This window comes from Prosthecobacter sp. (assembly GCF_020439865.1).
In the GTDB taxonomy this organism is placed as follows: Bacteria; Verrucomicrobiota; Verrucomicrobiia; order Verrucomicrobiales; family Verrucomicrobiaceae; genus Prosthecobacter.
In genome coordinates, this window is the sequence record NZ_JAGRPF010000138.1 from 1 (window position 1) to 24081 (window position 24081).

Here is a 24081-nt window from a genome sequence, read left to right on the forward strand (position 1 = left end):
CTGAAAGACATCGCCCTCGCCACAGGTGTTTCCCTGATGACGGTGTCGCGCGTGTTGCGTGGAGCGCCGAAAGTGTCAGCGGAGAAGCGGGAACTGGTGCTGAAGGAGGCGCGGCGCCTCAACTACCAGCCGGATCCGCATCTGGCGCGCATGATGCAGGTCGTTCGCGGCAAGAAGCAGACGCGTGTGCGAGCGGTGATCGCCGTGATCCGCGAGCATGTGCCGCAGGACGGGCTGCTGGGGCCTTCGTATCAATACGTTCCCATTGAGCCGATCCGCAGCCGTGCGCACGGACATGGCTACGCGGTGGAGGAGTTCTTTCTTGGAAAAGATGGCCTAACGCCAAAGAAGCTACAAAAGATCCTGCACGCACGCGGTATCGAAGGCGTGATCGTTTCGCCGCAGAGCATGCAGCTTCCGTGCAGCAAAATCGACTACACACCTTTTGCCGCGGTGACATTCGGCAACGCGATGCATTCCCCAGCCCTGCACATGTGCGCGGGAAACATGACGCTGGGCATTCACACCGCCGCCGAGCAACTCCAGGCACGCGGCTACAAGCGCATCGGCGTGGCGGTGACGAAGTGGATCGTGAACCGCTCGCAGTTCGGCTACAGCGGCGGCCTGTTTCACTGGCAGCTTGGCGTGCCGCCGGAGGATCGCGTGCCGCTGCTGCTCTTTCCGAGCAACGACATCAGCCGCGGCTTCGATGTGTTTGCCAAATGGATGCGCGAACACGAACCCGACGCGCTGATCACCTTCGACACCCACGTTCCGGGCTGGCTGAAGCGGCTCGGTCTGCGTGCGCCGAAGGACATTGGCTTCGTCGTGCACGACTGGACGCCACGCATGCCGGAGTTCGCCGGCATTTATCAGCGTCGTGATCATCTCGCTGCGGCAGCAGTCGATTTGGTCGTCACGCAGCTTTCGCAGCACGAACACGGCATCCCCGAGGTGCCACGCCAGATCATGATTCCGCCGCAGTGGGTCGATGGGCCGAGCGTGCGTGCGTAGCTTCGATTGGCAATCGAAGCGGTAGCGTCCATGGTCTGACCGTCCATCGAAACTCCCCATGCCTGACCTCCGCGCCCTCGAACCCAACGCTCTCTGGAACTGCTTCGCCGATCTCAATGCCGTGCCGCGACCGTCGAAACGGGAGGAACGCGTCGTGGGATTCGTTTTGGGATTCGCCGCACGCCATGGCCTTGCGGCACAGCTCGACAGCGCCGGCAATGTGATCGTCAAAAAGCCTGCGTCAGCAGACCGACAGGATCGCCCTGCAGTGATCATGCAGGCGCATCTCGACATGGTGCACAAGGCTGCGGACGGACTGAACTTCGACTTCGACGCGCAGGGCATCGACATGTGGGTCGATGGCGACTGGGTGCGCGCACGCGGCACCACGCTTGGCGCGGACAACGGTCTCGGCGTGGCGGCGATCCTCGCGGTGCTGGCGTCCACGGATCTGTCGCATCCGCCCATCGAAGCGCTTTTCACTCTCGATGAAGAACAGGGCATGGGCGGTGCACTCGGACTGCAACCGGGCCTGCTCACGGGCAAAACGATGCTGAATCTCGATTCCGAGGAAGATGACACCTTCACCATCGGTTGCGCAGGCGGCATGGACACGCTCGCGAGCCATGACTACGCCGAAACCACGCACGCATCCGATGCGCCGGTCATCGCCATCCAGATCACCGGCCTGCGCGGCGGACACTCCGGGCTGCAGATTCACGAAGGCCGCGCCAACGCCATCAAGCTCATGGCCCGCATCCTTCACGCTTGCGGTGAAAAGGCCGTGGCCCTGAGCACGATGCGCGGCGGCAGCGCACGCAACGCCATTCCGGCGCAGTGCACGGCCCAGGTCGTGGTGCTCGATCACGCGCGCTTCGACGAATGCTTCCGCAGTGAGGTCAAAGGCATCCGGGAAGAATTCGAACTCATCGAGCCGGGACTCCAGATCACCACCGAGGCGATTCAATCGAAAGCCGACAGCATCTCAACGATGACCGCTGAATCCCAGCGAGCCTTCGTGCTCGCCATGCAGGCCGTGGTGAACGGAGTCTATCGCATGAGCCCGGTTGTGCCCGGCCTGGTCGAAGCTTCATCGAATCTCTCGCTCATCTCCCTCGCTGGCGGACACGCCGAATGGAGCGGCCTGCAGCGCAGCTCGGTGTCATCGAGCAATCTGGATGTCGCCCGTGCTTTTGCCGCACCGTTTCAGATGATCGGCGCCCGCGTGCGTCACGCCGACGGCTATCCCGGCTGGAGCCCCAGCGCCACATCGCCGATCCTCGAAAAGATGAAAACGCTCTACCGCGATCTTTTCGGCCACGAGGTCAAAGTCGGCGCCTGCCACGCCGGACTCGAATGCGGCGTCATCGCCATCGCCTATCCCGGCCTCGACATGATTTCGTTCGGTCCGAACATCCACGAAGCACACTCCGAGAAGGAATGCGCCAGCATCTCTTCAACGCAGAAGTTTTGGAAGCTGCTCACCGCGACGCTGGCCGCGATGTAAGTCGTTTCTCAAAGCAGCGGCTACACCCGCTGTCCCATCGCCTCCAACTTCGCCAATCCCTCGCTCCATGCCACCTCATGTGGCATGCGCTTCGACGTAGCGGCCAGCGCGGCGACGACGCCGGCGGCTTCGCCCATCGCCACGGCATTGCCAGTGACGCGATAGCTCGAATGCGCGATGAAATCGCCGCTGATGCAGCGCCCGGCCATCATGAGGCCATCGACCTCCTGCGCGATCAGCGCTCGCAGCGGGATGTCATAGGGCTGCATCTTGATGTTCTTCGGCATGATGGCGTGGTTCTTATTGTGCTCGGCACTCAGGGCGTGCACGTCGATGCCGAAGGTCACGCGCGTCACCGCGTCCTCATGCCTTGCGCCTTTGGCGAGGTCATCTTGAAGCACCGTGTAGCGCCCTTTGATGCGGCGCCCATCGCGCACACCGATCTGCTCCGCAGTGGCGACGATTTGAATGCCTTCCCATGGTCCGCCGAGCCCGCGCAAGCCCGCGACCATCTTGTTCATCTCCGCACGGGCACGCACAGTGGCGGCGGTGATCTCGGCGGCGTCCCAGGCCTTGATGCCATACTCATGGTTCATCATGGCAAAGATCAAATTGTCGCGCACATGCCACATCGTGGGACTGGCGTAGCTCGGGAAGTGGCCGGTGCTCACGAGCACGTCCTTGATGCGCTTCTTCTTTTCCTGGTCTGAGTTCTCGCCTTCCTTCGGCTGGGCAAAGCGCACAAACTCGCGTAGCGCCTGCACATCCTTCACAATCAGCAGCGCGTTGAGCGACATCGGCTGGCAGGGGCAGTCCTCGGCCATGCCGGTCTCGAACGCGCAGCCCGCCTGGTAGCCGAGATCACCGTCGCCGGTTGTGTCGATGAACACGGGCGCCCTCCATGCCTGGCGTCCAGATTTTGACTCGGTGACGATGGTCGTGAGCTTGTTTCCTTCCTTGAAGGCCGCGCAGACTTTGGTGTGATACTGAAACTTCACGCCCGCCTCCAAGCACAATTCCTCCAGCAGCAGTTTCAATGCCTCGGGATCGTAGCAGAAGCGGCTCGTGCTCTTCGAGTTCGCACGCGCATCACGTGCGTCGAGCTTCTCGCGCAGCTCTTTGGCGAAACCGGGTTTGTTAAAGTCGAGGAAGTATCCCAGCAGGCCCGCCGTCCAGATGCCGCCGAGGCAGCCGCGCCACTCAAACAAGCGCACCTTCGCACCCGCACGCGCCGCGGTGATCGCCGCCGCCACACCGGCCGGGCCGGCGCCACAGACAATCACATCCGCGTCATTCGCGAGCGGAATGTCATGCGCAGGCTCGGTGAAGAGGCCTTCTTTCGAAAGAGCATCAGCCGCCACCAGCGACGACTGGCTGGCAGCACTGCCGGCAAGCGCGGCGGAGATGAAGTGGCGACGGGAAACGGGGGCGGGTTTCATGCCCCATCTTCACGAAAGGTGGCCGGGAAAGCTATCAAGACTTTCTCGGGCAGGATTTACTTCAGGTGGTCGGCGATCCACTGCGCAAACAGATGCGCGTCCCAAATCATCGTGGGCCAGCCATGTTTCTCGCCGGGGCGGATCGTCAGCGCGACCTCGCGGCCCAGTGCAGCCGCTTTTTCCCGGAAGCGGGTGGATTGATCCGGGGGCACCAGCGTGTCCGCGCCGCCATGCGTGATGAAAATGGGCGGCAGGGCTTTTGTGATGTGGTAGATCGGCGACACATCGCGCCCGATGATCTTCCATTCGTTCAGATCCGCCGCCTTTGGCCCGAAGGACTTGCGGAAGCTCTTCGGCGGTCCGCCATCGTGGAGGTTCTCCGTGGAGGGACCGAGATTGAGCAGATCGGTGACCGGATAAAACACCGTCGCCGCCTGCACCGCGCTGCTTTCACGATCCACGGGATCAGCGGAGTTCGGGTCGCCCGGACCGCCGCAGGTGGCGAGCATCAGGCTCAAATGCCCGCCGGAACTTCCGCCGAACACACCGATGCGATTTGGATCAATGCCATACTCCTTCGCGTGATAACGCACGAAGCGCGCCGCGTGCTCCACGTCCTCGACAATCTCCTGAATCGTTGCCTCCGGCTGAGAAAGATGCGAGACCGCCACCAGCGTGAGTCCCTGACGCAGGAACGACGAGGCGATCCATGGCTGAAACTTCTTCGGATCGGATTTCCAACGACCGCTGACCATCACCAGCACCGCGGCGCCGCTGGGATGGGCCGGGCGCACCACATCGAGTGTCAAGTCATGCCCGTGACGCTGTGTGTAAACGATGCCGCGCGTCTCGCTGAACTCCGGATGAAAAAACCACCAACCCGCGCCAAAGAGCAGAACAGCGAACACGATGATCGCGAGGACAACGCGAAGCAGCAGACGAAAAAAGCGGCGCATCACTTCACAAAGATAAACTGCTGCGTGTTGATGAGCGCGAAGACGAGATCTTCGATGTCGAGACCGCTTTGCTGCGCCTTGGCCCATGCAGTCCGCTCGGCTTCGGTGGGCTTGCGCGACAGCAAGGTCTGATAAACCGCCGTCACCTGATCGTCCGGGTATTTCGCCGCGGCGAGGTTCAGTCGAAGCTGGGTGTTTGGTTTGAGGACGCTCTCGAACAGCTCGCTGTTCATCAACACCAGCGCCTGCGGCATGGACGCATCGCTGTTCGCGTTGTCGATGAGATCGCGATCACTCTGACCGAACTCACGAAGGTAATGGCCACGCGGCGCAGGTGACTCGAGATCAGCGGCACGCGGCCAGTCTTTCGCCTGCGCACGCCGAGATTTGAGATAGGCATCGATGTCGGTGACGCCGAGCCGCTTTGCCTCCTCGTGGTAAACAGCATCGCAAGCGTCTGCTGCGGTCTTTTCCTCACGCGGAATTGCCTGATCGATGTCGTAGCCGGGCACGTCGATGTAGGCGCGGTTCTGGCCGGCCTTCTTGAGTTCTTCGAGCCCCGGTTTGACAACGGGAATCGGCGGTGGCGCGGGTTTGCCGGTCTTCTTCTCGTAAAGCCGCGCCACCGCAGGCACGACGACGTGATCGTGAATGCCGGTGCGTGCGACGAACTCGACGCTGCGAATCTCGAGGTTCAGTTTCTCCATCAGCGGTTTGTCCTTCGCCTTCTGCGCCGCGGTGTAGGCCTCGCGCAGCGGCTTGGAGCGGGCTGAGACGGATTCATAAACTTCCGAAGCCTTCATGGCACCGTCGAAGATCTCCTGCGTGGTCATCAAATCGAGCGCGTCACTGAGCTTGCCGCGATACACGAGCTTCTTTGCCATTTCCGAGTCAATTCCCTTCCGTCGCGGCAGGTCCGGCGTGGGATGGATGAGCGTGACGAAGCTGTCGTAGATCTGCTCCGCCGTCATGCGGCGCAGCACGGGTCCTGTGAAGTGATAAACCTCACCGAGCACGAGTTCGTCGAGGGTGGCCTCGTTTTGATAGGCCTGCGTGTTGTAGAGCGCACGCAGATACGCCTTCACATCATAGCGGCTCTCGATCATGAGCTTTTCGAGATGCTTCATGAGCGCGGGATTCATCGCCACGGTGGTGTCCATGATCTCATCCACCGGTTCGATCAAACCCACGCCAAACACGCGCTTCCACAGACGGTTCGCGATCACGGTGGTGAAACGCGGATTCTCCGGCGATGTCATCCATTCAGCAAACGTCCGCACATCACCTGTCAGCGGCTTACCGAGCATCGTCGCGGCTTTGACGGCGTCCTTCGGCTTCGCGTCGGTGTATTGATAGTCGTGCGGCAGCTTCAGCACACGCGTCGGCAACGACTGCACTTTGCTGTAGCGGACGAAGTCGCCCAGGTTTTCAAACACGCGTCCAATGTGGCGTGCGTTGGTGGCGAGTTCGGGCTTTTTGTCAGCGGCACGCTTCAATTCCATCAGCTCGCCTTTGTCGGAGACGCCGGTGAAGTTTGTCTCCAGCGGATAGGTGAAGGCCGCCATCTGGTAGAACTGCATCTGCGTCCATTTGTCGAAGGGATGGTTGTGGCACTGCGCGCACTCGATGCGTGTGCCGAGGAAGACGCGCGTCGTGTTCGCCAGATTGTCGAGGGGCATGCCGAGATCGCGCATGTAGTAGCCGATGGCCGGATTGTCCCACACCTTGCCCTGCGCCGTGAGCAGCTCGCGCACGAAAGCGTCATACGGCATGTTTTCACGGATGCGCTTCTTCACATGCTCGAGGTAGGGCTTCGAGGTCATCTCACCCTGACCGCCGTTCGCACGCGACTGCACGCGAAGCAGATCGGCCCAGAACTGGAACATGTGCTGCGCATAGCCGTCGCTGGCCAGCAGCGAATCGATCAGCTTCGCACGCTTGTCCTTGTCCGTGCTCTGTAGGAACACGTGCGTCTCCTGCATCGTCGGAATGCGTCCGATGATGTCGAGATGCACGCGACGAACGAACGTTTCATCGCTGGCAGGCGGATTCGCCTTCAAACCGTTCTGCTGCCAGTCCTTGGCAAGCAGCGCGTCGATCTGTTTCGACGCCTCATCCGCCTGCGTGCAAACGACGAGGCTAAGCGTGACAAAAAGCGTGCGCGTGAAGGCTTTCATGAAGGCTCTGGCAAACGAGGGGCCACTGGGCCTTCTATCCTCACTTGATCGCCTCGTAGGCCTGAAGCGAAGGTTCCATCGCCTTCAGCGCCGTGGCCCAGAACTCGGGTTTCGTGAGGTCTTCACCGAGCGTTTGTTTCACCACTTCCTCGCATGTCGCACTGCCGGTCATGGCGAGGAAGGCCTCGTAGCGTGGCAGAAAGGCGGCGCCTTCGGCTTTGAATCGGGCGAAGAGCGCCTGGCTGAGCAGATAGCCGAAGACGTAGGGGAAGTTGTAGAACGAGACGCCAGTGATGAAGAAATGCATCTTGTAGGCCCAGAACATCGGGTCGGTGCCGTCGGGCAGCAGCGTGTCGCCGTAGAGCTTGCGCTGGGCTTCGTTCATGAGTTCGCTGAAGCGTGAGACCGACAGCTCACCGCCGGCGCGCTCGGTGTAGAAAGCCTTCTCGAACTCGTAGCGCATGGGGATGTTGATCAGGTAGGCATGCGCGCGGAGCATTTCCTGGTCGAGCAGGTAGGCCTTGGTGGCTTCGGTGATTCCCGGGTCGCTCATGAGGCCGTCGAGCAGGATCATCTCGCCGAAATTCGACGCCGTTTCCGCGAGCGTCATCGGATAGCTCGCAGCAAACGAGCGTGCAGGCCGCAGCACGCACGAATGCCACGCGTGACCGACCTCATGCGCGAGCGTGACCATGTCATGCACGGTCTTATGGAAGGTCATGTAAACGCGCTCCTCGTGCTTGAGCTGCGATCCGGTGCAGAACGCGCCGGGGCGCTTGCCTGCACGCGGCTGGGCCTCGATCCAGCGCTGCGAGAGCATCTCGCGGAAGTATTCGCCGAGCTTCGGATACGCAGCGCTGAAGGCGTGATCGACGGTGGCGCAGGCTTCGTCCCAGGTGAGCGGTTTTTCGTCCGGCGGAGCGACCTGCGGCGCTTCAAGGTCGAAGTAGTGCAGCGCGGGCGTGCCCTGCAGCTTCGCCGCTTTGCGAATCGCGCGACGCGGCAGATCGATGTTCGCATGAATCGCTTCCAGCATCGCATCGAGCGACTTGCGACTCATCGCGCCGTCAAACAGCGGCGTGTCGAGGAAGTGCGGCAGACCACGGCGACCAAACAAGCTCAAACGCGTGCCTGCGATGCCGTTCAAACCAGCAGCGAGTGTGACAGCGTGATCGTGCCACGGCTTCTGGCCATCATGGAACGCCGCCTCGCGCAGCTTGCGATCCCCTTCGGACATCAGCGCACGACGACGCGACATCGGCACGATTTCCTTGTGACCATCGGGGAAGGCCATTTCGAACTCCATCTTGCCGGTCAGCGTGTCGTAAAGCCGTCCCCAGGCATGCAGGCCGTTCACGTTGAGATCAGCGGCCAGCGACTCCATTTCCGCGCTCATCTGATGCTGCCCCTCGTGGCGCATCCGCTTCACCGCGTGCTCCGCGTTTTTCAACGCAGGGTCGGACAGCATTGAATCGAACGCCGCATCACTCAATGCCGCGAGCGCCGAGCGCAGTGAGGCCATGAGCTTCGTGCTCTCGGCCTCCAGCGTCGAAATCCAAGCCTCATCGGCCTTCACGCCTTCGTCGTTCGCGTCATCGGCGGAAAGACAGCCGAGATACGCCGAGAGGTGACCGAGACGATCGCTCACAGTTTCGAGCGTGTTGATCACACCGACGATTTCGGCCGTGTTACCACCGAGCGCCGCAGCTCGTGTTTTCAACAACTCGACATCGCGCACGAGCGCAGCTTTGAACTCGGTGTAGTCAGCTTTGCCAAAGCCGGAGAACCAGGATTCGAGAGACCAGCGATCAGGAGTGGTGGGTGTGGAGTGAGGCATAAATGATTAACGACTGACGCGTCCGCCGCCGTCGCCGTGCATCACGGCTTCAATTTCAGCACGGGTGCTGTAGTTGTAGTCACCCTCGATCGAATGCGCGAGGCAACCGGCCGCAGTCGCAAAAGCGATGGCAGACGATGGGGCGGAGTTTTGGAGAAAGCAGAAGACGAGGCCAGCAGTAAAGGCATCGCCTGCGCCGAGACGATCAATGACCTGCGTGATCGCGTAGGTCGGCGCGGTGTGCAGCGTGTCGTTGGCAGCTTCGTAGAGGGCGCCGCTGAAGCATTGCGCAACGGCGGTGCTGCCATCACGCAGGGTGAAGGTGGCGTGAGTGAGATGGGGGAACTCGGCGACGATCTGCTGCGCCAGCGCCTTCAAATCGCCGTTGAACTCGATGCCGAGCATCGCGGTGGCGTCGCTGATGCCGCCGACGAAGACGGTGACCTGGGGCAGCAGCGCGCGCATGGTGCGCGTGGCGAGTTCGCGTGCGGAGAGCGGCGGCTCCCAGCGCCAGAGTTTCGTTCGGTAGTTCATGTCGCACACGACCTGGATGTCGCGCTTGCGGGCTTCCTGAACGGCGAACACCGCGACGTCGCTCGCGTTGCGTGAGATGGCGGGCGTGATGCCGGAGATGATGAACCACTCGCAGCCGGCGAAGATGGCGTCCCAGTCATACGCGGACGCGGGTGTGATGGCCACGGACGAGCCGTCACGATCATAGATGACATTGCCGCCGCGCTGATTCGCACCGTGTTCGAGAAAGTAGGTGCCAAGACGACCTTCCGGCGTGCGCAGAATGTGTTTCGTTTTGACACCGAGACTGCGCAGATCGGCGATGCACGCATCGGCGATGGCGTGATCAGGCAACGCCGTCACAAACGCGGCATCGATGCCGAGATAAGCGAGCGAGGCTGCAATGCTCGCCTCCGCACCGGCGAAGGTAGCGGTCATGCTGCCGGGCATGGCTTGTTGAAATCGCGCGAAGCCCGGCGTGGCGAGGCGCAGCATGATTTCACCAAAGGTGACGACGCGGCTCATGGGCGCACTTGTTTCACGATGTCGCTGGCCTCACGCGCGAGCTTGGTGATCGCCGCCCAGTCGCCTTTCGCGATCAAATCCTTCGGCGCGAGCCAGGAGCCGCCAAGCGCGAGAACGGAGGGCTCCTTCAAATAAGTCGCCGCATTCGCCGCGCTCACGCCTCCAAGCGGGATGAACTGTACGCCGAGGTGCATGAACGGCGCGGCTATGCTGCGCAGGTAGGTCAGGCCGCCGCAGGGCTCGCTGGGGAAAAACTTCAGCGCCTTGCATCCGGCTTCGAGCGCGAGTTCGATGTCCGTCGGCGTGCAAACACCCGGGGCGAAGGGCAGGCCGATGCGCGCCGCTTCGGCGACGACACGCGGATTCATCCCCGGAGCCACACCGAAGGTCGCACCGGCTTCCTTGGCTTCATTCGCCTGTTTCAGAGTGAGAATCGTGCCGACACCGGCGGTGATCTCCGGCACCTCGGCGCGGATCCGGCGCAGACATTCCAGCGCGACCTCCGTGCGCAGCGTGAGCTCGATGGCATCCACGCCTCCGGCGAGCAACGCACGTGCAAGCGGCACGGCGTCTTCAAGGCGGTCAATCATGAGAACGGCGATGACACCGGTCTGGCGGAGCTGGCGGGTGAGTTGGTCGGTCATGCGCCTGAAGCAGGACGGGAGCGCTGGTTTTGCAACCTGCATGTGGGACTCCGCTCACTTCATCGGCGGCTCGAAGACATCGAAGGCTTCGATGCTCACCTCGCCGGTGGGCGTGAGTTCGAGGGTGTGTGCATCATTCGGCAGCGATTGGGCGAGACGGACGACGAAGGTTTCATTCGCGGTGCCTCGGAAGGAAACTTCGGCGACTCCGGCGCGTTTCACATCCCACGTAAAACGGTCGCCGGATCGATTGCGTTCGGCGCGACGCCAGAGTTCAGGCTCGATGCTGATCTGGCCGCTGGTGCTGGTGAAGGGCTTGAAGGCGTTGCCTTGTCCGTCGGGACCGGTGACGCTGCCGGTGAGCTGATAATCGCCGGCGTCGCTGGTCATGACGAGCGTCCAGGTCTGCGGGACGACGTTTCGTCCGAGAGTCACGGCATGTGGAGCCTGATCGCGGGGAACGGCACCTTTGCCTTCCTTGTGATTCTTCGCGTCGGGCTGGACATAGCTCATGAGGAAGGCGTCGAGCTGGTCAGCGGGCTTGCCGTCGATGGAAACGCGGACGCTGCCGCCAGTTGGCGACTTTTTGCCGATGAGATCGATGCGGTTGCCGGTGAAGTTGAGTTTGATGACGCCATCCTTCGCGGTAGGCGCGGTGATGCGACGCTCGCGGGACTCGGGCGCGTAGCTGAACATCTCGGGATGGCGCAGGTGGGTGAGGATGTTGGAGTTGATGATCTTCGCGCCGTAATCGCTCTGATGGACGGCGTCTTTGAGCAGCGCGGGAATGGGCAGCTTGTTCGCGGCGAGGTAGGTGCCCCAGTCGCGGCGGCTTTCGACGAATTCGACGTCGTATTTGCGACACACCTCGCGCACGGCGGCCACGTCCTGATCCATGGCGTTTTCGGATTTGCCCCAGAGTTCTTGATCGCGCTCACGCCAGTGCAGGCTCGGCACGATGATGTCGGCGGTGCTGTTCTTGCGCACTTCGACGATGAGTTTTTCCAAATCGGCCGCGTTGCCGTTGGTGTAGGTGATGACGAGGTCCGGCTGGTCGGGAAGGACGAGATGCCGCAGCCATCCCCGCGCGTATTGCCACGGGCAGGAGTTGCCGACCATCTTCTTGTATTCGATGCGCGGCGCGTGCGGAAAGCGCTTCGCCATCTCCTCCTGCCATGCCTCGCCATTGCCGAGCATGTTCGTGTAACTGGAGCCGATGGCCCAGATGCGAAAGGGCCGGTCCGGCGTGAAGCCGTGCTCCAGCTTGTGCATCGCCAGCGCCAGATGCTGCCCGTCCGTCGGCTCCGCCTTCGCGACATACTCCGGCGCACCTTCCGGTTTGCCCTTGGCCGTGCGTGGTTCGTCCGTGACGAGATTGCGCTTCTCCTGGGCGAGGAGGGTGATGGGGAGGAATAAAGAGAACAGGAAGCGTTTCATGGCAGGCTATGGGAAACGACGGTGCCTCACCTGTCTCGCAAACTTGTGCGCTCTCTGTTCCACCAAACACCCTTCCTGAGCGAAATGCGCTCAAGGCGACTGCACAGGCGCTTGATCGAAGGGATTCGACCACTTCAAGGCGGTGATGCGCTTGTAGTCGTCGGTGTTCCGCGTCAAGAGTTCCAGATCGTGTTCCAAGGCAGTCGCCGCGATGAATGCATCGCCGAGGGACATTTTTCCGGCCTGTCTCAACTCAATCGCCCGATCAGCAACAGCATCCGTGATCGACAGCAGCGTTCCCGCAGCCAGAAAGCTTTCTAAATCCCGCTTGTCTTCGGGTGTGATTCGATGCCAGCCCAGAACTTCGACACGGGTGGCCTGCGAGATCGCGAAGGGCTGGGACAACACTTCTGCGCGCAGCCAGCCGTTCGCAGGCAGGGTGGCATAGATCACGATGTTGCTGTCCAGCAGTCTCATGAATCGCGTCCGGGGAGAACTCGGTCGGCGCGTTGTTCATGTTGCCAGGCTGCGACATCATCGATGCCTGCCATGCCACCGCGGCTGGCGATCCGGTTCAGAGCGGCCAGCGCCTCGGCGCGTCTGTCGTCATCGCTGACACCACCGTTCTTCATTGGCACTTCCCCCTCGACCATGTCCAGCAGGTTCACGATGATGCGCTCCAAGGTCGCCGCCCGTTGTGGCGGTAACTGGCGAAGGCGGAGGTCGATTTGTTCGGCAATTGCGCTCATATTCAGGAGTGTAAGTTATCGGGCGCATTTTGGCAATCTACGAGCTGTCACGATCAACGCAGCCCAGTTTGGGCGCAACGAACTCGTTTCACCTCCAGCTCATTGGGTTTCGACTTGGCGAAAATCTCCTGCCCCATCAAAAGATCCATCTGCGCATAGGCACGCTCGGAGGTGACTCGCGGCATCTGTGAGCGAATCTGACGGAGCTTGGCGGACAGCTGTTGGAAGGTCACTGTTGATGCGGAAATGAACGTCGATTCCGTGACGCATCCTATGGATTTGAGGACCCGAAGCGAGATGCGTCGAAATTGTGTAGACTAACAGCACTGCAGCGTCATCCAAACCCGATCAAAGCGCAACTCGCACAAATCTTGCTTCCGAATCCAATAGTAAAGCATCCCTGAGTCTCCCCACATGAAGTTGCCAATATCATCCGAATCGAGCTGCAGAAGCAGAATCCAATCGTCTGCGTGCTTCTCCAAAGACGCTCGGCGCGGGTCTTCGTAGCCCGACGCATTTCCGCAATAAAGGCCATTGGTAACTAGTTGGGCTTCAAGCTGCATGTCGCCTTGGATGTTTTCTGAGTGGCCTAGCAAACGGTGCTTGCCCCCTGATCGCCCTGGGTTCAGCGAACCAAGATCAGCAACCAGGCAGGAATAGGCGTCATACATGTCATCGTTCCAGGCACTGGAACTCGTGAGTGCATTCGTTTCCCGGTGTCCCAAGGCTGGAAGTGTCATCTCCTCGCGAAACGCCAGCGCATGCTCTTCCAAAGCGAAGTCCGGCCTTTTCGTCACCTGGCGGTTTAGCTCCGCACAGCTGTTGAAATAGCTGACGTGAAATCCGTCGATCGCAGCGGGGTCGTACCCCCATGGTTGTTCTTCAAGGTCGTAAAAAAACGACAGTAAACCGGATGTTGGCAATTGACCCTTTAAGCTCGTAATGCCCGCAATGTCAGCCAGATTGATTTGAAGCACAAGATGCTGGGGTTTGCCGCCAAATTCAGGCCAGCGAAAGCCATCCGGCAGGTCTGGGTTGCCGCCCAGTTTTGAAGAGCCAATATCAAGTTCTGTATTTGTTCTAGGCTTCAGTGAGAAGGCAGCACAGGGCAATGCCAAGGACTCGATTTGAGAGGCAAGTGGTTTAAGGGGTAGTGGCAATTGCAGAGAGTTCATCTGTAGAGACAGTCAGTCGATTGCAGCCCATCATCCATTAGATTCAATTGCAATTGTAACTTTGATGCTCCCCTCAAACTTCCCCTTCCCCGTGTAATCCCCAACCGGGATCTTATTGTCGTGACCGACGCAGAAGTCCTCTTTGGGCTGATTACGAATGAGGCCAGGGCCCTTTGCGGTGGCGGGTGGTTGATCATCGACCTGAACGGTCATGGCACCGTCTTTGGCGAGTGCGGCGGTGATGCGATGAGGCTGGTTGTCGGCCGAAAAGGTGGTTTCGACGTTGGTGAGGGATTTGCCGTGGCGGAGGGACCAGACGGCCTTTCCGCCGCTGAGATGAAGCGCGTAGCCGACGCTCGCGCCGCCGTGGGCGATGAGGATGGCGTCGCGCTGCGTGGTAGTGACTTCGCAACTGAGCGTGAAGGGAACGCCGCTGATTTGCGGAGCGCGATCCGGTGCAAGCGTGTCGCCGGGGTTCAGCGTGTCGAGCGCGACGGGCCGGGCCGCCTTTTTGACACGCGGTGCGTCGCTCGTGGGATAAAGCGTGACGGGATTCTCGACTTCACCGGCGGGACGACGTGACTTCGGTTCCTTGCCGCCGAGTTCGGCGCCCATTTTTTCAGCGAGCGCGGTGAGTTTGGCGACGATGTCGGGATGCTTGTCGGCGAGGTTGGTGTGCTCGTTGATTTCCGTGTCGAGGTTGTAGAGGCGCGGGTTGATCTTCGCGTCTTCGGCGGGTCCTTTGCCCATCGTTTCGGGCTGCGTCGAGATGGCGAGCTTCCACGGGCCCTGCCGCACGGCCTGGAGGTTGTAACCGGCGAAGTAGTAGTGCGCCTCGCGCTGCGATTCGGTGGTTTTGCCAAACAGGAGCGCGGAGATGTCGCGACCATCGATGACGGGTTCGGCGGGCACCTTGCCTCCGGCGAGTGACACGCAGGTGGGGAGCATGTCGATGGTGCCGGCGACAGCATCGCACACGCTGCCGGGGGCGATCTTGCCGGGCCACCAGGCGACAGTGGGCACGCGCACGCCGCCCTCCCAGGTGCTGCCTTTGCCGCCACGAAGCGGCAGAGCGCTGCCGCCGTCCGCGCCTTTGATGAGCCAGGGGCCGTTGTCGCTGGTGAAGACTACAAGCGTGTTTTCATCGAGCTTCAGCTCGCGCAGCGTGTCGAGCACGCGACCGACGCTCCAGTCCACCTCCTCCACCCAGTCGCCGAAGCGGCCGTTCTGCGATTTGCCGCGAAATTTCTCGCCGGGCCAGATGGGCGTGTGGACGGCGGTGTGCGGGAAGTAGAGGAAGAACGGCTTGTCCTTGTTGGCGCGGATGAAACCGACCGCCTCCTCAGTGTAGCGTTCCTCGATGCGGCTCTGATCTTCCTCGGTGAGCAGTTCCACGACTTTGTCGTCACGCAGGAGCGGCACAACGCGCTTGCCGCTGTCCTTGTCAGTCCGCAGCATGTCGTTGGAATACGGGATGCCGAGATAGTGGTCGAAGCCCTGTTTCGACGGGAGAAACTCCGGCTGGTCGCCGAGGTGCCATTTGCCGACGCACTGCGTGGCGTAGCCCTGCGCCTTGAGCAGGTCGGCGATGGTGTTTTCCTGCGGATGCAGGCCGTTTTTGCTTCCCGGCCCGTAAACACCCGGCACGGAGATGCGAGCACCATAGCAGCCGGTCATGAGCTGCGCCCGCGACACGCTGCAAACGGGGGCCGCATAGAACGATGTGAGCTTCATGCCCTCCTGCGTCATGCGGTCGAGGTTCGGTGTCTTCTGCTTCGTCGCACCAAAGGGACCGATGTCGGCATAGCCCATGTCGTCGATGAAAAGGATGACGATGTTCGGCTTGTCGGCGGCGCGCGACGAGAGCGGGCCACCGAATGACGAGAGGAAGAGGGCAAGAAGGAGAAATCTCATGGCTGGGAGGGCTTGAGAACGTGGCGGAGCCCGGTTTGTGTCAGACGAGTTCCGCGACGGGCCGCAGGCTGGCACTGCTCTTGCTCTATTCTGTCCTTAACCACCCATGACCCCTGCCCCGCACGACACAAGCATCCCCTCGCTTGGTCCCTGTTTGTTCCCTTCGCCCTTGAAGCGCATCGGAGCCGTGGAGGCGCCGTTCAAGGAACCTACTGACCGCATCCTCTATCACAGCCACCTGCTGGAAGACGGGCGCGATGTCTCGACGCCGAGCTACGAGGAGGCCGGACCGCGGGAGATGCTCTATTTTGATCCGCCGCGCACCACCGTCGGGATCGTGACCTGCGGCGGTCTTTGTCCCGGGCTGAACGACATCATCCGGGTCCTCGTGATGCGCTGCCACCAGCAGTACGGCGTCGCACGCACCTACGGCTTCCGCTATGGCTACGAAGGGCTGGTGCAGCGGTATGGGCACACACCATTGATCCTGAAACCGTCGTCGGTGGAGCAGGCGCATCATTTCGGCGGCACGCTGCTGGGCAGCTCACGCGGACAGCAGAACATCGGCGACATGGTGGACACGCTGGAGGACATGAAGGTGGACATCCTTTTTGTCATCGGCGGTGACGGCACGCTCCGCGGCGCGGCAGAGATCACGAAGGAAATCGAGCGCCGCGGGCTGAAAAAGGCCGTGGTCGGCATCCCGAAGACCATCGACAACGACATCCGCTACCTCGACAAGAGCTTCGGTTTTGAGTCCGCCTTCGATGCGGCCGTGCAGGCGGTGAACTGCGCCTACGTGGAGGCCACCGGCGCAGTGAACGGCGTGGGGTTGGTCAAGCTCATGGGACGCGATTCCGGCTTCATCGCCTGCTACGCCGCGCTGGCAGGCAGCAATGTCGATTTCGTGCTCATTCCCGAGGTCCCGTTTGAGCTCGAAGGAGAACGGGGCCTGCTGGAATCGCTGCGACATCGTCTGATGAAACGCGGCAGCGCCGTGGTGGTGGTGGCCGAAGGTGCAGGCCAGCATCTGATGCACACGGATGGCTCTACCGACGCCAGCGGCAACAAACGCTACGGCGACATCGGCACCTTCCTGAAGGATCAGATCAATGCCTTCTTCAAGAAGCGCAAAACCGAGGTGAACCTCAAGTACATCGACCCCAGCTACATTGTGCGCAGCGTGCCTGCCAACGCACAGGACAACGTCTATTGCTCACGCCTCGCGCAGTCCGCCGTGCATGCGGCGATGGCGGGCAAGACCGGCATGCTGGTGGGCCGCTGGCATGGCTCCTATGTGCATCTGCCGCTCGATCTCGTCATCCACGGCCGCCGCAAAGTCGAACCCAAGCAAGAGCTCTGGCACAGCGTGCTCGAATGCACCGGACAGCCCGCAGTGATGCGGTGATTCACCGCTCGTCCGCACCAGCATCCGGAGCGCTGTCTTTGAAGTAACCCGCCTCACAACCCGGAAGCGGTTTGCCCTTGAGGTAGGTGGACAAATCGAGTCCGGCGTCGATCGCAACCTTGGCGTCGTCGGTGGTGACATTGTTCTTCTCCGTGAAGTCAGGCGGCGGCGTGTTCTTGTTCTGGTGAAAGAAGCCGTCGCGCACGTTCAACGCGAGGTTGTTCAGGAACTGCCACTTCGGCGTGGCGAAATCACGCTGCTTGTTGAACGACGAATACACCAGCGCTGCATCGTCTCCGCCTTCGATCGTATTGTGATAGACATATCCTTCCGCAGGCGACGAATCCATGCTGAACCAGAAATTGAAGGGCGTGCCGTCGAGGAGGCGGTTGTGATGAATGAAGACAGGCCCGATACGCGGCAGCTTGAAGCGGAATCCGCCATGCGTGTGACGCAGCGTGTTGTGATGCACGTTCACATCGATGCAGCCCACGCCGAGCTCAATGCCGGAATCGCGGGTGTTTTCGATCACGTTGAACGCGATCTCGGTGCCGCGACCGTGATTGGGATCAGGCAACGGCTTGTCGAGCGACTCCGCGCCGGAGTCGCCGATGCAGATGCCGTCAAAGGTGCGATCGAGATGGTTGCGCAGGATGCGGTTGTTCACGCCTGCATAAACGAGGTCGATGCCAACGCGGTCGTATTTGCCCACGTCCTTGTGAATGCGCCAGATCTCGTAGTTCTCGCGGCGTTTTTCCCGCGTCGCACACCAGTCCTCGAACGCGCCGCGCGTGATGTCGCACTCCTCCACCGTGCAGTTCGACGCTCCGCCGGTGATCGCGATGCCAGTGTCTTCATACGAGGTGATCGTGCAGCGGCGAACGATGCAATCCTTCGCACCTTCTCCCAGCCGGAGGGCTTCCTTCCCTCCGCGCAGTGTCAAACCTTCGACGACCACACCTTCCGCGGCGATCTCGATGAGCGGCTGGCTCGGTTTCACGATGGAAAGCGCCGCCGTCTCCGGCGAGATGCCGTTCTCGAGCCGCAGATAGATGCGCTTCTCCTTCGGATGATGCATCCACACCGCGCGAATCTGCGCAAACCCGCTCAAGGGCGTTCCCTTCGCGAAAAGCGTCTTCCAGTTCCAATCGCCGCCCGCCTGCGCACGATCAAACCGGATCTCCGCGACGAACTTGCCATCCACCAGCAGCCCTTCCGGACGATTCTTCGCCTCGGCGACAAAAACCTTCTCCAAACCCTCCGTCGCCGACCACTCCGCTTTCAGCGGCGTCGCGCCATCAAGGATGGCTCCCTTCTCACCTCGAATCGTGATCTTCTTGTCCAAGCGAATCCGCTCCGTGTAAACGCCAGGAGCCAAAACCAGCGTATCGCCCGCATTTGCCGCTTCGATGGCTTTGGTGATCGAATTGTCACTCCCGGCCTTCACGCTGATCTCCGCTGCCAGACAAAATTGGGCAGACACGCAAAGCGCGAGGGTGGCGAAGCCAGCAGAAATTCTCATGAGGTGCGACAGAACGTCGATGCTCGCCCGCACCTCGCAGGATTTGTTCGTGCTATTTCAACAGCGGCAGCTTCGCGCTGTAATGCACCGCGCGATGGCGGTTGTCCTCGAAGGCAGTGGAGCCATAGCTTGTCATGACTGGGGAGAACCGACGGGAACATGGATTATGGTTTCGATTAATCATGACCCTCTTCATAATTAAGTGTTGGGTCATTCATTGTCGTATTTCACTCTGACGACGGCGAGGCGAACCCCAGCCTTTTCGTTTGGCTTCCTTCGCCATCGCGCCGCTGAACGCAGCCATGAAGCGTCATTAAAATAGATTCCGCCTCGTATCACTCTCTCGGTTTCATCCGCTCCTACCAAGTCATTGACAACTGGATCAGCGCCCCCTGGCAGTTCAGTTTTGAATTGATCAAGACACCATTCCCATACGTTCCCGTGCATGTCGTAAAGCCCCCATCGGTTCGGAAGGTAGTTACCGACTTTGCACACGCCAAGATGGCTATCAAAATTTGCTTGTGTGTGGTCAAGGCTCAAACCACTGCCCACGGAAAAAGCTGTGGTGGTGCCGGCTCGACAAGCATATTCCCACTGGGCTTCAGTCGGAAGTGTGTAGCGCAAATTGCGCGGCAATTGACCGCTCGCCTGCTCGCGTTTGGTGAGTTCTCTTGTAAACTCCATTGCTTGGTACCAAGTCATTGAGCTTGCCGGGAGATCATGCTGTTCAGATTGAGCGGCTTTTTTGGCAAATCTGCTGCCAAAGATCGCAGCAAATAACCCAGTCTTCTCAGCTTGATCAAAAGATTTAACTTCCTTGAGCGCATCAAATTCCTCCTCTGTGACTTCATACACGCCCAACCAAAATTCCTCTGTAATTGTGACATCTACCTGTTCCTCGTTCCATGGACTTCGGCCCGCCTCTTCGCGCGGACTGCCCATCTTGAAAGTCGCCAATTTCCCTTCGGAACCTGGAACAATCCGAACGAATTTCATACCGATGCTGTTGGTAAAATCGCCTGCGAAGGGGTTTGGTGGAGTAGATGGCGTAGAAGGAAGCTGTGGCGGTATGAGAGGTGTGGGGCTCCACCCCGATGGAAGCGCTCCACGTATGCGTTCCAACACTGCATGCGCAGTCGTGGAAAGAACTGGTATCCCTGTCGTCTGCATCGACGTGACCCGGGGGGCAAGATTGGCACGATTAAAAACAGAATCTTCGGAAGTCATTTTTCCAAGCCAAGCACACAAACTCCCGATGATTAATAATACTCCTCCGGTCACAGAGACACCAGTCTTTACGCTAGATGGAACGCGCCGAAGAGAAAAGGCGGCAATAAGAAACGCGACCAACATGGTGGTCAACACCCACACAGAAGCACGCCACATGTAGATAGAGGCAAAAAAAAATGAACTCAACCCAACGAAGCATAGCCAGCCTTTAAAGTGAACCACCCCCTCGAGTGTGCCATCGTAAACGGGAGTGTGCTTGGGTGGACTAAATAGTCTTATGAGAAAACCACTCCCAACTACAACTAACGTGGGCGTTAATACAATCCAATCTGAAGAACGATAGTGGGGCAAATGACAAGAAAAAACGATTGCCGGCAGGAAGGTCATCAAAAGAAAAGCCGTGATCTGTGAGTTGGTTCGTCGCTGGACTTTGTAATCTGCTGCGACTTGGCTTTGAGATTGTGGAAAAAACGCAGGATATAAAACGAAAGCCGTCACGGCGGCCACGAGACCTACGATCAGAAAACCTGCCAGAATCAAGACCTCAGACTGCCATGTCTGATGGGCTGTCGAATAAGACATCATTAACGGCGCCCATTCAGAAGCAACCCAGATTACCGAAATGGCAAAGATTACTGGCGTCAAACTGCGAATGGTGTTCAAAACCATTTCAGGACGAAGCATGCTACAAAGGATCAAGATCGCCCCAAGAATCATCATGCCGATCCACAGGCAAACCCATATCAACAGCCACCCTAAAGTAGCCACAACATCCCAGCACAATTCTATGGCAGCCATCGTAGAGTCGATATGTCGTGTGCCGCTTGGTGCGACAAGTCCTCCCCCTCGCATCTTCCATTCATTCTTGGCTTTATCGATAATCTTTCGCAGCCAATCAGTGCCATGAATGCGCTGGTTGGAGATCAACCTCACGAGCATTTCGGTGAACGCCAGTGTCAATAGGGCAAAAATGAAGCCGCTCACGAGCAGGTCCTTAAACCACAAGAACCCGCATATCGAAGACGTCGGTTCATAGAGCCACGTGGAATAAGTGAAAACATAACGTCCAGCACCGATCACCAAAAAAACTGCCGTGGAAACAATGCGTATCGTATCGAATAGATTCTGTTTAGTCCCGAACCAGTGCTTTCCAAGATATGCCAGAGCTCCCGCAGCGAATGCATAGCCGACCAAAAGTACGGGTGCCTCGGTAACCACAAGCAGCAAGTACGCTAAACACCATGTGGAACCCATGATATGCAGGGCCAGAGTGTTCCTAAATGAGCAACTCAGAGGACTTGTTGCTGCATGAACTGCAAGATGCAGCAAAGCGAGAATACAGACCAATTCGGTGAGTTCCGCGCCAATTGCCGCAGACCAGTCATGATTGACCACGAACCAAGAACAGATTCCCAAGGTGACGATGTATACGATGAACGCTGTCACACCACTCATCAGGCTGGTCCATGGCTCTGGTTTCGCACTTGATGGGAACCATCTCTGCAAACGAGACTTGAAGCGATTCAACCATGAGTCGGAATTTGGTGTTGGCACACTCATGCGGGCATTTTTAGCACTTCTTCCCAGTTTGTCACTCAGCGCATCGGACTAGGGCCGTAGCGGCAACTTCGCGCTGTAGTGCACCGCACGATGGCGGTTGTCGTCGAAGGCGAAGTGGAGCCACTGCTTGTCCTTGCTGACGAAGCCGTCGGGGTAGTTCATGCGGCCTTTGGGGCCATCGACGGACTCCTGCTGGAGCACGCGTTGATACGGCCACGTTTTCATGCCGTCGAAGCTGATCCACAGCGCCATCGGGCTTCGATGTTTTGAATTGGGATTGTGCAGGATCGCGACGGTGTCGCCGCCAAGATTGTAGAGCGTGGTCTTGCTGCCGGGATTCGGAATCGGCGTGAGGCTGGCGAACTCGGGCCAGGTGAGACCACCGTCTTTGGATTCCGCCTTGTAAAGCATGCCGCCGAGTCCGTCGGCGCGGATGACCATGGTGATGCGGCCGTCGGGATGCTCGAAGAGATCGTTCTCCGCCCAGCCGAAGTAGCGGCTGTTCGGCGTGAGACGAATGTTGCCGTGCTCCGTCCACGTCGCACCGTTGTCCTTGCTGATGAGCACGCCGTTGCGCGGATTGGTGAAGTCACGGTCGAGCGGAGCGCGCTTCTGCTGGTCGTCCGGGCCGATGTAATGCTGAAACGGAATCATGATGCGGCCGTCTTTGCAGACGATGTGCTTGCGGATGAAGGTGCGGTTCTTGAGGCGGCCGGGCACTTCGAACGGCTTGCTCCATGTTTTGAAAGAGTCATCGCTGGTGAGGAACCACGAACGCCAGTCGTTCGCCCAGTGCTTCGAGTGCGTGGAGAAGAACAGCGTGCTGCGCTGGCCGAGGATCATGAGTTCCGTCGGTCCCTGGCCGATGGTTTTGCCCTCGCGCGGGAAGCCGACATCGAATTGTTCGAGCGGTGTCCATGTCTTGCCCATGTCGTGGCTGCGGGTGACGCCGGTGTAATTGAGCGGCGAGGGTTCCGTATCGCCTCCGGCGAGCATGAAGAGAATCCACGAGCCGTCCGGCAGTTCGCGCAGGGTGGTGTCGCAGACCATCTTGTTCGGCGTGACGCCGTCATACGGGATGCTCTTGAAGTCCTGCTTCGCATCCTCGATGGCCTGCGCGGTCCATTTCGGATCGGGCGTGATGGATTTGGGCAAACGTGGTGCATGCGCCTTGTTCACCACCGTTTTGCCGATGCGTGAACGACGTTTGATCTCCTCGGGGTCCATCGTCAGCTTGCCAATCTCCGCCTGCTTCTGCATGTCATCCTCGGTGAACTTCACATGCAGGATCTCGGCGTCGCTGTGACGGTTCCAGTCATAGAGGATGTGGATGTCGCCGTTCGGCGCCTGGAAGCCGTCGGGATAGGAAACCTCGGCGCGATCGTCGATGAGAAAGCCTTTGCCCCAGGTCTTGCCGTCATCGTCGGAGAGGAAGGCCTTCATGTTGGAGCGGCGTGGCAGGCGCACGTTGATGGGGCCGTTCTTCACGAGGAGGAGCTTGCCACTGGCGAGGCGACGAATGAAGAAACGCGCGCTGGGATTTTGAATCGAACTCGGCTGCGGATCGCTCCACGTCGCGCCTTTGTCGGTCGAGACGCTTTCGCTGATGCCGTCCTTCGTGCGTGCGAGCATCCACAGGCTGCTGTCCTTGCGCTCGACAATCATGTGCTCGTCGAAATCCGTGCGCGGAAACGCGACGCCGCCGCGACGCGTCCACGTTTTGCCCTGATCGGTCGAAGCGAAGACATTTGCCATGCGAATCACGTCGAGGTCCTTGTGCGCCTCCTTGTCCACGCCCGGACCGTGCATGCGATCGCGTGTCCAAAGCGACACTGGCAGGAGCCAGTCGCCATTCGAGAGCACCGTGGGCTTGTTCAGCGTGCAACCATCCGCAAAACGCACCGGCGCAGTCCATTTAGGCTCCGCAGCATCGGGATCATCGCAGCGGATATACCAATCACCACCACGACCATCGAAGTAGCCGAGGCTTTGATCGAAGAAGCACCACAAACGGCCCAGCGGATCGGTCCACAAATTGCCGACCAGTGCGCGGCGCTCGTAGCGCACGCCGTTTAACTCTCCATCCTGCGGATCGATGACGACGCGCGGCTTGGACCACGTTTTGCCATCGTTATCGCTGGTGGCGAGCATGAAGAAGCCGTTCGGCGAATCGCCATTCCCCACCCACGCAGCCCACAGGCGGCCTTTCGGCGTGCGATCGATGCCGATGATCATGTTGCCCGGTCGCTTGTCCGCATCGTACTCCGGTCCCGGAGTCGTGGTGATGAAGGGCGGCTCAAGCGAGAGGTCTTGCAACGCCTTGTCCTGGGCGAAGGCTGACAGGACGAGAAGAGGAAGAGTCAGAAGAATGTGTTTCATGCGATGGCGTGAACGAAGAACGTGGTGCGATGCCGCGAATGCGAAGCGGCATCGTAATTCAACGTGTTATGATAACACAAGCCGGATCGCTCAAC

General features: G+C 59.8%; 17 protein-coding genes. 3 read left to right on the plus strand and 14 right to left on the minus strand.

Translation table 11 applies throughout. The features are described 5' to 3' along the window. On the plus strand, positions 1–1014 hold a 1014-nt coding region (locus KDL09_RS16290; RefSeq protein ID WP_294387339.1), incomplete at its 5' end, for a LacI family DNA-binding transcriptional regulator. A 58-nt stretch (positions 1015–1072) separates the two neighbouring features. Beyond that, positions 1073–2521, plus strand: coding sequence for an aminoacyl-histidine dipeptidase (locus tag KDL09_RS16295; protein ID WP_294387342.1), 1449 nt, complete (start codon positions 1073–1075; stop codon positions 2519–2521). A gap of 20 nt (positions 2522–2541) precedes the next feature. Here the strand turns inward: KDL09_RS16295 and KDL09_RS16300 are convergent, their stop codons facing one another. The 11 genes from KDL09_RS16300 to KDL09_RS16350 form a co-directional block, all read right to left on the minus strand. Then, the gene (locus KDL09_RS16300; RefSeq protein WP_294387344.1) at positions 2542–3960 is read right to left on the minus strand and encodes an FAD-dependent oxidoreductase; all 1419 of its coding nucleotides are present in this window, start codon (positions 3958–3960) and stop codon (positions 2542–2544) included. A gap of 56 nt (positions 3961–4016) precedes the next feature. Continuing rightward, positions 4017–4916 carry an alpha/beta hydrolase gene (locus tag KDL09_RS16305; RefSeq protein WP_294387346.1) on the minus strand — a complete coding sequence of 300 codons (900 nt, stop codon included), beginning with the start codon at positions 4914–4916 and terminating at the stop codon, positions 4017–4019. Next, positions 4916–7093: a DUF1549 domain-containing protein gene (locus tag KDL09_RS16310; protein ID WP_294387349.1), complete on the minus strand. Its 2178-nt coding sequence runs from the start codon at positions 7091–7093 to the stop codon at positions 4916–4918. The genes KDL09_RS16305 and KDL09_RS16310 overlap by 1 nt, the downstream gene beginning before the upstream one ends. A 40-nt stretch (positions 7094–7133) precedes the next feature. Then, a complete protein-coding gene (locus KDL09_RS16315) occupies positions 7134–8930 on the minus strand; it encodes a M3 family oligoendopeptidase (RefSeq protein ID WP_294387350.1) in 1797 nt (598 codons plus the stop codon). Positions 8931–8936: 6 nt separating this feature from the next. After that, positions 8937–9968 carry a sugar kinase gene (locus tag KDL09_RS16320; RefSeq protein ID WP_294387351.1) on the minus strand — a complete coding sequence of 344 codons (1032 nt, stop codon included), beginning with the start codon at positions 9966–9968 and terminating at the stop codon, positions 8937–8939. Further along, on the minus strand, positions 9965–10612 hold the full coding sequence (eda, locus tag KDL09_RS16325; RefSeq protein WP_294387356.1) for a bifunctional 4-hydroxy-2-oxoglutarate aldolase/2-dehydro-3-deoxy-phosphogluconate aldolase: 648 nt from the start codon (positions 10610–10612) through the stop codon (positions 9965–9967). The genes KDL09_RS16320 and eda overlap by 4 nt, the downstream gene beginning before the upstream one ends. A gap of 54 nt (positions 10613–10666) precedes the next feature. After that, positions 10667–12049, minus strand: a complete 1383-nt coding sequence (locus KDL09_RS16330) for an SGNH/GDSL hydrolase family protein (RefSeq protein ID WP_294387358.1) — start codon at positions 12047–12049, stop codon at positions 10667–10669. A gap of 90 nt (positions 12050–12139) precedes the next feature. Further along, on the minus strand, positions 12140–12526 hold the full coding sequence (locus KDL09_RS16335; protein ID WP_294387361.1) for a type II toxin-antitoxin system VapC family toxin: 387 nt from the start codon (positions 12524–12526) through the stop codon (positions 12140–12142). Beyond that, a complete protein-coding gene (locus KDL09_RS16340; RefSeq protein ID WP_294387364.1) occupies positions 12523–12798 on the minus strand; it encodes a hypothetical protein in 276 nt (91 codons plus the stop codon). Before KDL09_RS16340 ends, KDL09_RS16335 begins: the two co-directional genes overlap by 4 nt. Positions 12799–13115: 317 nt before the next feature. After that, entirely contained in the window at positions 13116–13973 is an 858-nt protein-coding gene (locus KDL09_RS16345) for a YwqG family protein (RefSeq protein WP_294387366.1), read from the minus strand. A 30-nt stretch (positions 13974–14003) separates the two neighbouring features. Beyond that, entirely contained in the window at positions 14004–15887 is a 1884-nt protein-coding gene (locus tag KDL09_RS16350) for a sulfatase-like hydrolase/transferase (RefSeq protein ID WP_294387368.1), read from the minus strand. 106 nt (positions 15888–15993) lie between these two features. Between KDL09_RS16350 and KDL09_RS16355 the strand changes: the two genes are divergently transcribed. Beyond that, positions 15994–17295: an ATP-dependent 6-phosphofructokinase gene (locus tag KDL09_RS16355; RefSeq protein WP_294387371.1), complete on the plus strand. Its 1302-nt coding sequence runs from the start codon at positions 15994–15996 to the stop codon at positions 17293–17295. A 1-nt stretch (position 17296) separates the two neighbouring features. Here KDL09_RS16355 and KDL09_RS16360 read toward each other — a convergent pair whose 3' ends face one another. The 3 genes from KDL09_RS16360 to KDL09_RS16370 all read right to left on the minus strand — a co-directional run bounded on the left by KDL09_RS16360 (position 17297) and on the right by KDL09_RS16370 (position 23986). Continuing rightward, the gene (locus KDL09_RS16360) at positions 17297–18817 is read right to left on the minus strand and encodes a right-handed parallel beta-helix repeat-containing protein (protein ID WP_294387374.1); all 1521 of its coding nucleotides are present in this window, start codon (positions 18815–18817) and stop codon (positions 17297–17299) included. 210 nt (positions 18818–19027) lie between these two features. Next, on the minus strand, positions 19028–21607 hold the full coding sequence (locus KDL09_RS16365) for a formylglycine-generating enzyme family protein (RefSeq protein ID WP_294387377.1): 2580 nt from the start codon (positions 21605–21607) through the stop codon (positions 19028–19030). A gap of 48 nt (positions 21608–21655) precedes the next feature. Further along, on the minus strand, positions 21656–23986 hold the full coding sequence (locus tag KDL09_RS16370; RefSeq protein WP_294387379.1) for a sialidase family protein: 2331 nt from the start codon (positions 23984–23986) through the stop codon (positions 21656–21658). Between the last annotated feature and the right edge of the window lie 95 nt (positions 23987–24081).

Bases quoted from the DNA above. Each gene is read 5' to 3' on its own strand.
- KDL09_RS16295 (WP_294387342.1), top strand. From the start codon at position 1,073: ATGCCTGACCTCCGCGCCCTCGAACCCAACGCTCTCTGGAACTGCTTC.
- eda (WP_294387356.1), bottom strand. From the start codon at position 10,612: ATGACCGACCAACTCACCCGCCAGCTCCGCCAGACCGGTGTCATCGCC.
- KDL09_RS16355 (WP_294387371.1), top strand. From the start codon at position 15,994: ATGACCCCTGCCCCGCACGACACAAGCATCCCCTCGCTTGGTCCCTGT.
- KDL09_RS16340 (WP_294387364.1), bottom strand. From the start codon at position 12,798: ATGAGCGCAATTGCCGAACAAATCGACCTCCGCCTTCGCCAGTTACCG.
- KDL09_RS16345 (WP_294387366.1), bottom strand. From the start codon at position 13,973: ATGAACTCTCTGCAATTGCCACTACCCCTTAAACCACTTGCCTCTCAA.
- KDL09_RS16335 (WP_294387361.1), bottom strand. From the start codon at position 12,526: ATGAGACTGCTGGACAGCAACATCGTGATCTATGCCACCCTGCCTGCG.
- KDL09_RS16305 (WP_294387346.1), bottom strand. From the start codon at position 4,916: ATGCGCCGCTTTTTTCGTCTGCTGCTTCGCGTTGTCCTCGCGATCATC.
- KDL09_RS16360 (WP_294387374.1), bottom strand. From the start codon at position 18,817: ATGAGAATTTCTGCTGGCTTCGCCACCCTCGCGCTTTGCGTGTCTGCC.
- KDL09_RS16370 (WP_294387379.1), bottom strand. From the start codon at position 23,986: ATGAAACACATTCTTCTGACTCTTCCTCTTCTCGTCCTGTCAGCCTTC.
- KDL09_RS16320 (WP_294387351.1), bottom strand. From the start codon at position 9,968: ATGAGCCGCGTCGTCACCTTTGGTGAAATCATGCTGCGCCTCGCCACG.
- KDL09_RS16350 (WP_294387368.1), bottom strand. From the start codon at position 15,887: ATGAGATTTCTCCTTCTTGCCCTCTTCCTCTCGTCATTCGGTGGCCCG.
- KDL09_RS16300 (WP_294387344.1), bottom strand. From the start codon at position 3,960: ATGAAACCCGCCCCCGTTTCCCGTCGCCACTTCATCTCCGCCGCGCTT.
- KDL09_RS16330 (WP_294387358.1), bottom strand. From the start codon at position 12,049: ATGAAACGCTTCCTGTTCTCTTTATTCCTCCCCATCACCCTCCTCGCC.
- KDL09_RS16310 (WP_294387349.1), bottom strand. From the start codon at position 7,093: ATGAAAGCCTTCACGCGCACGCTTTTTGTCACGCTTAGCCTCGTCGTT.
- KDL09_RS16315 (WP_294387350.1), bottom strand. From the start codon at position 8,930: ATGCCTCACTCCACACCCACCACTCCTGATCGCTGGTCTCTCGAATCC.
- KDL09_RS16365 (WP_294387377.1), bottom strand. From the start codon at position 21,607: ATGAGTGTGCCAACACCAAATTCCGACTCATGGTTGAATCGCTTCAAG.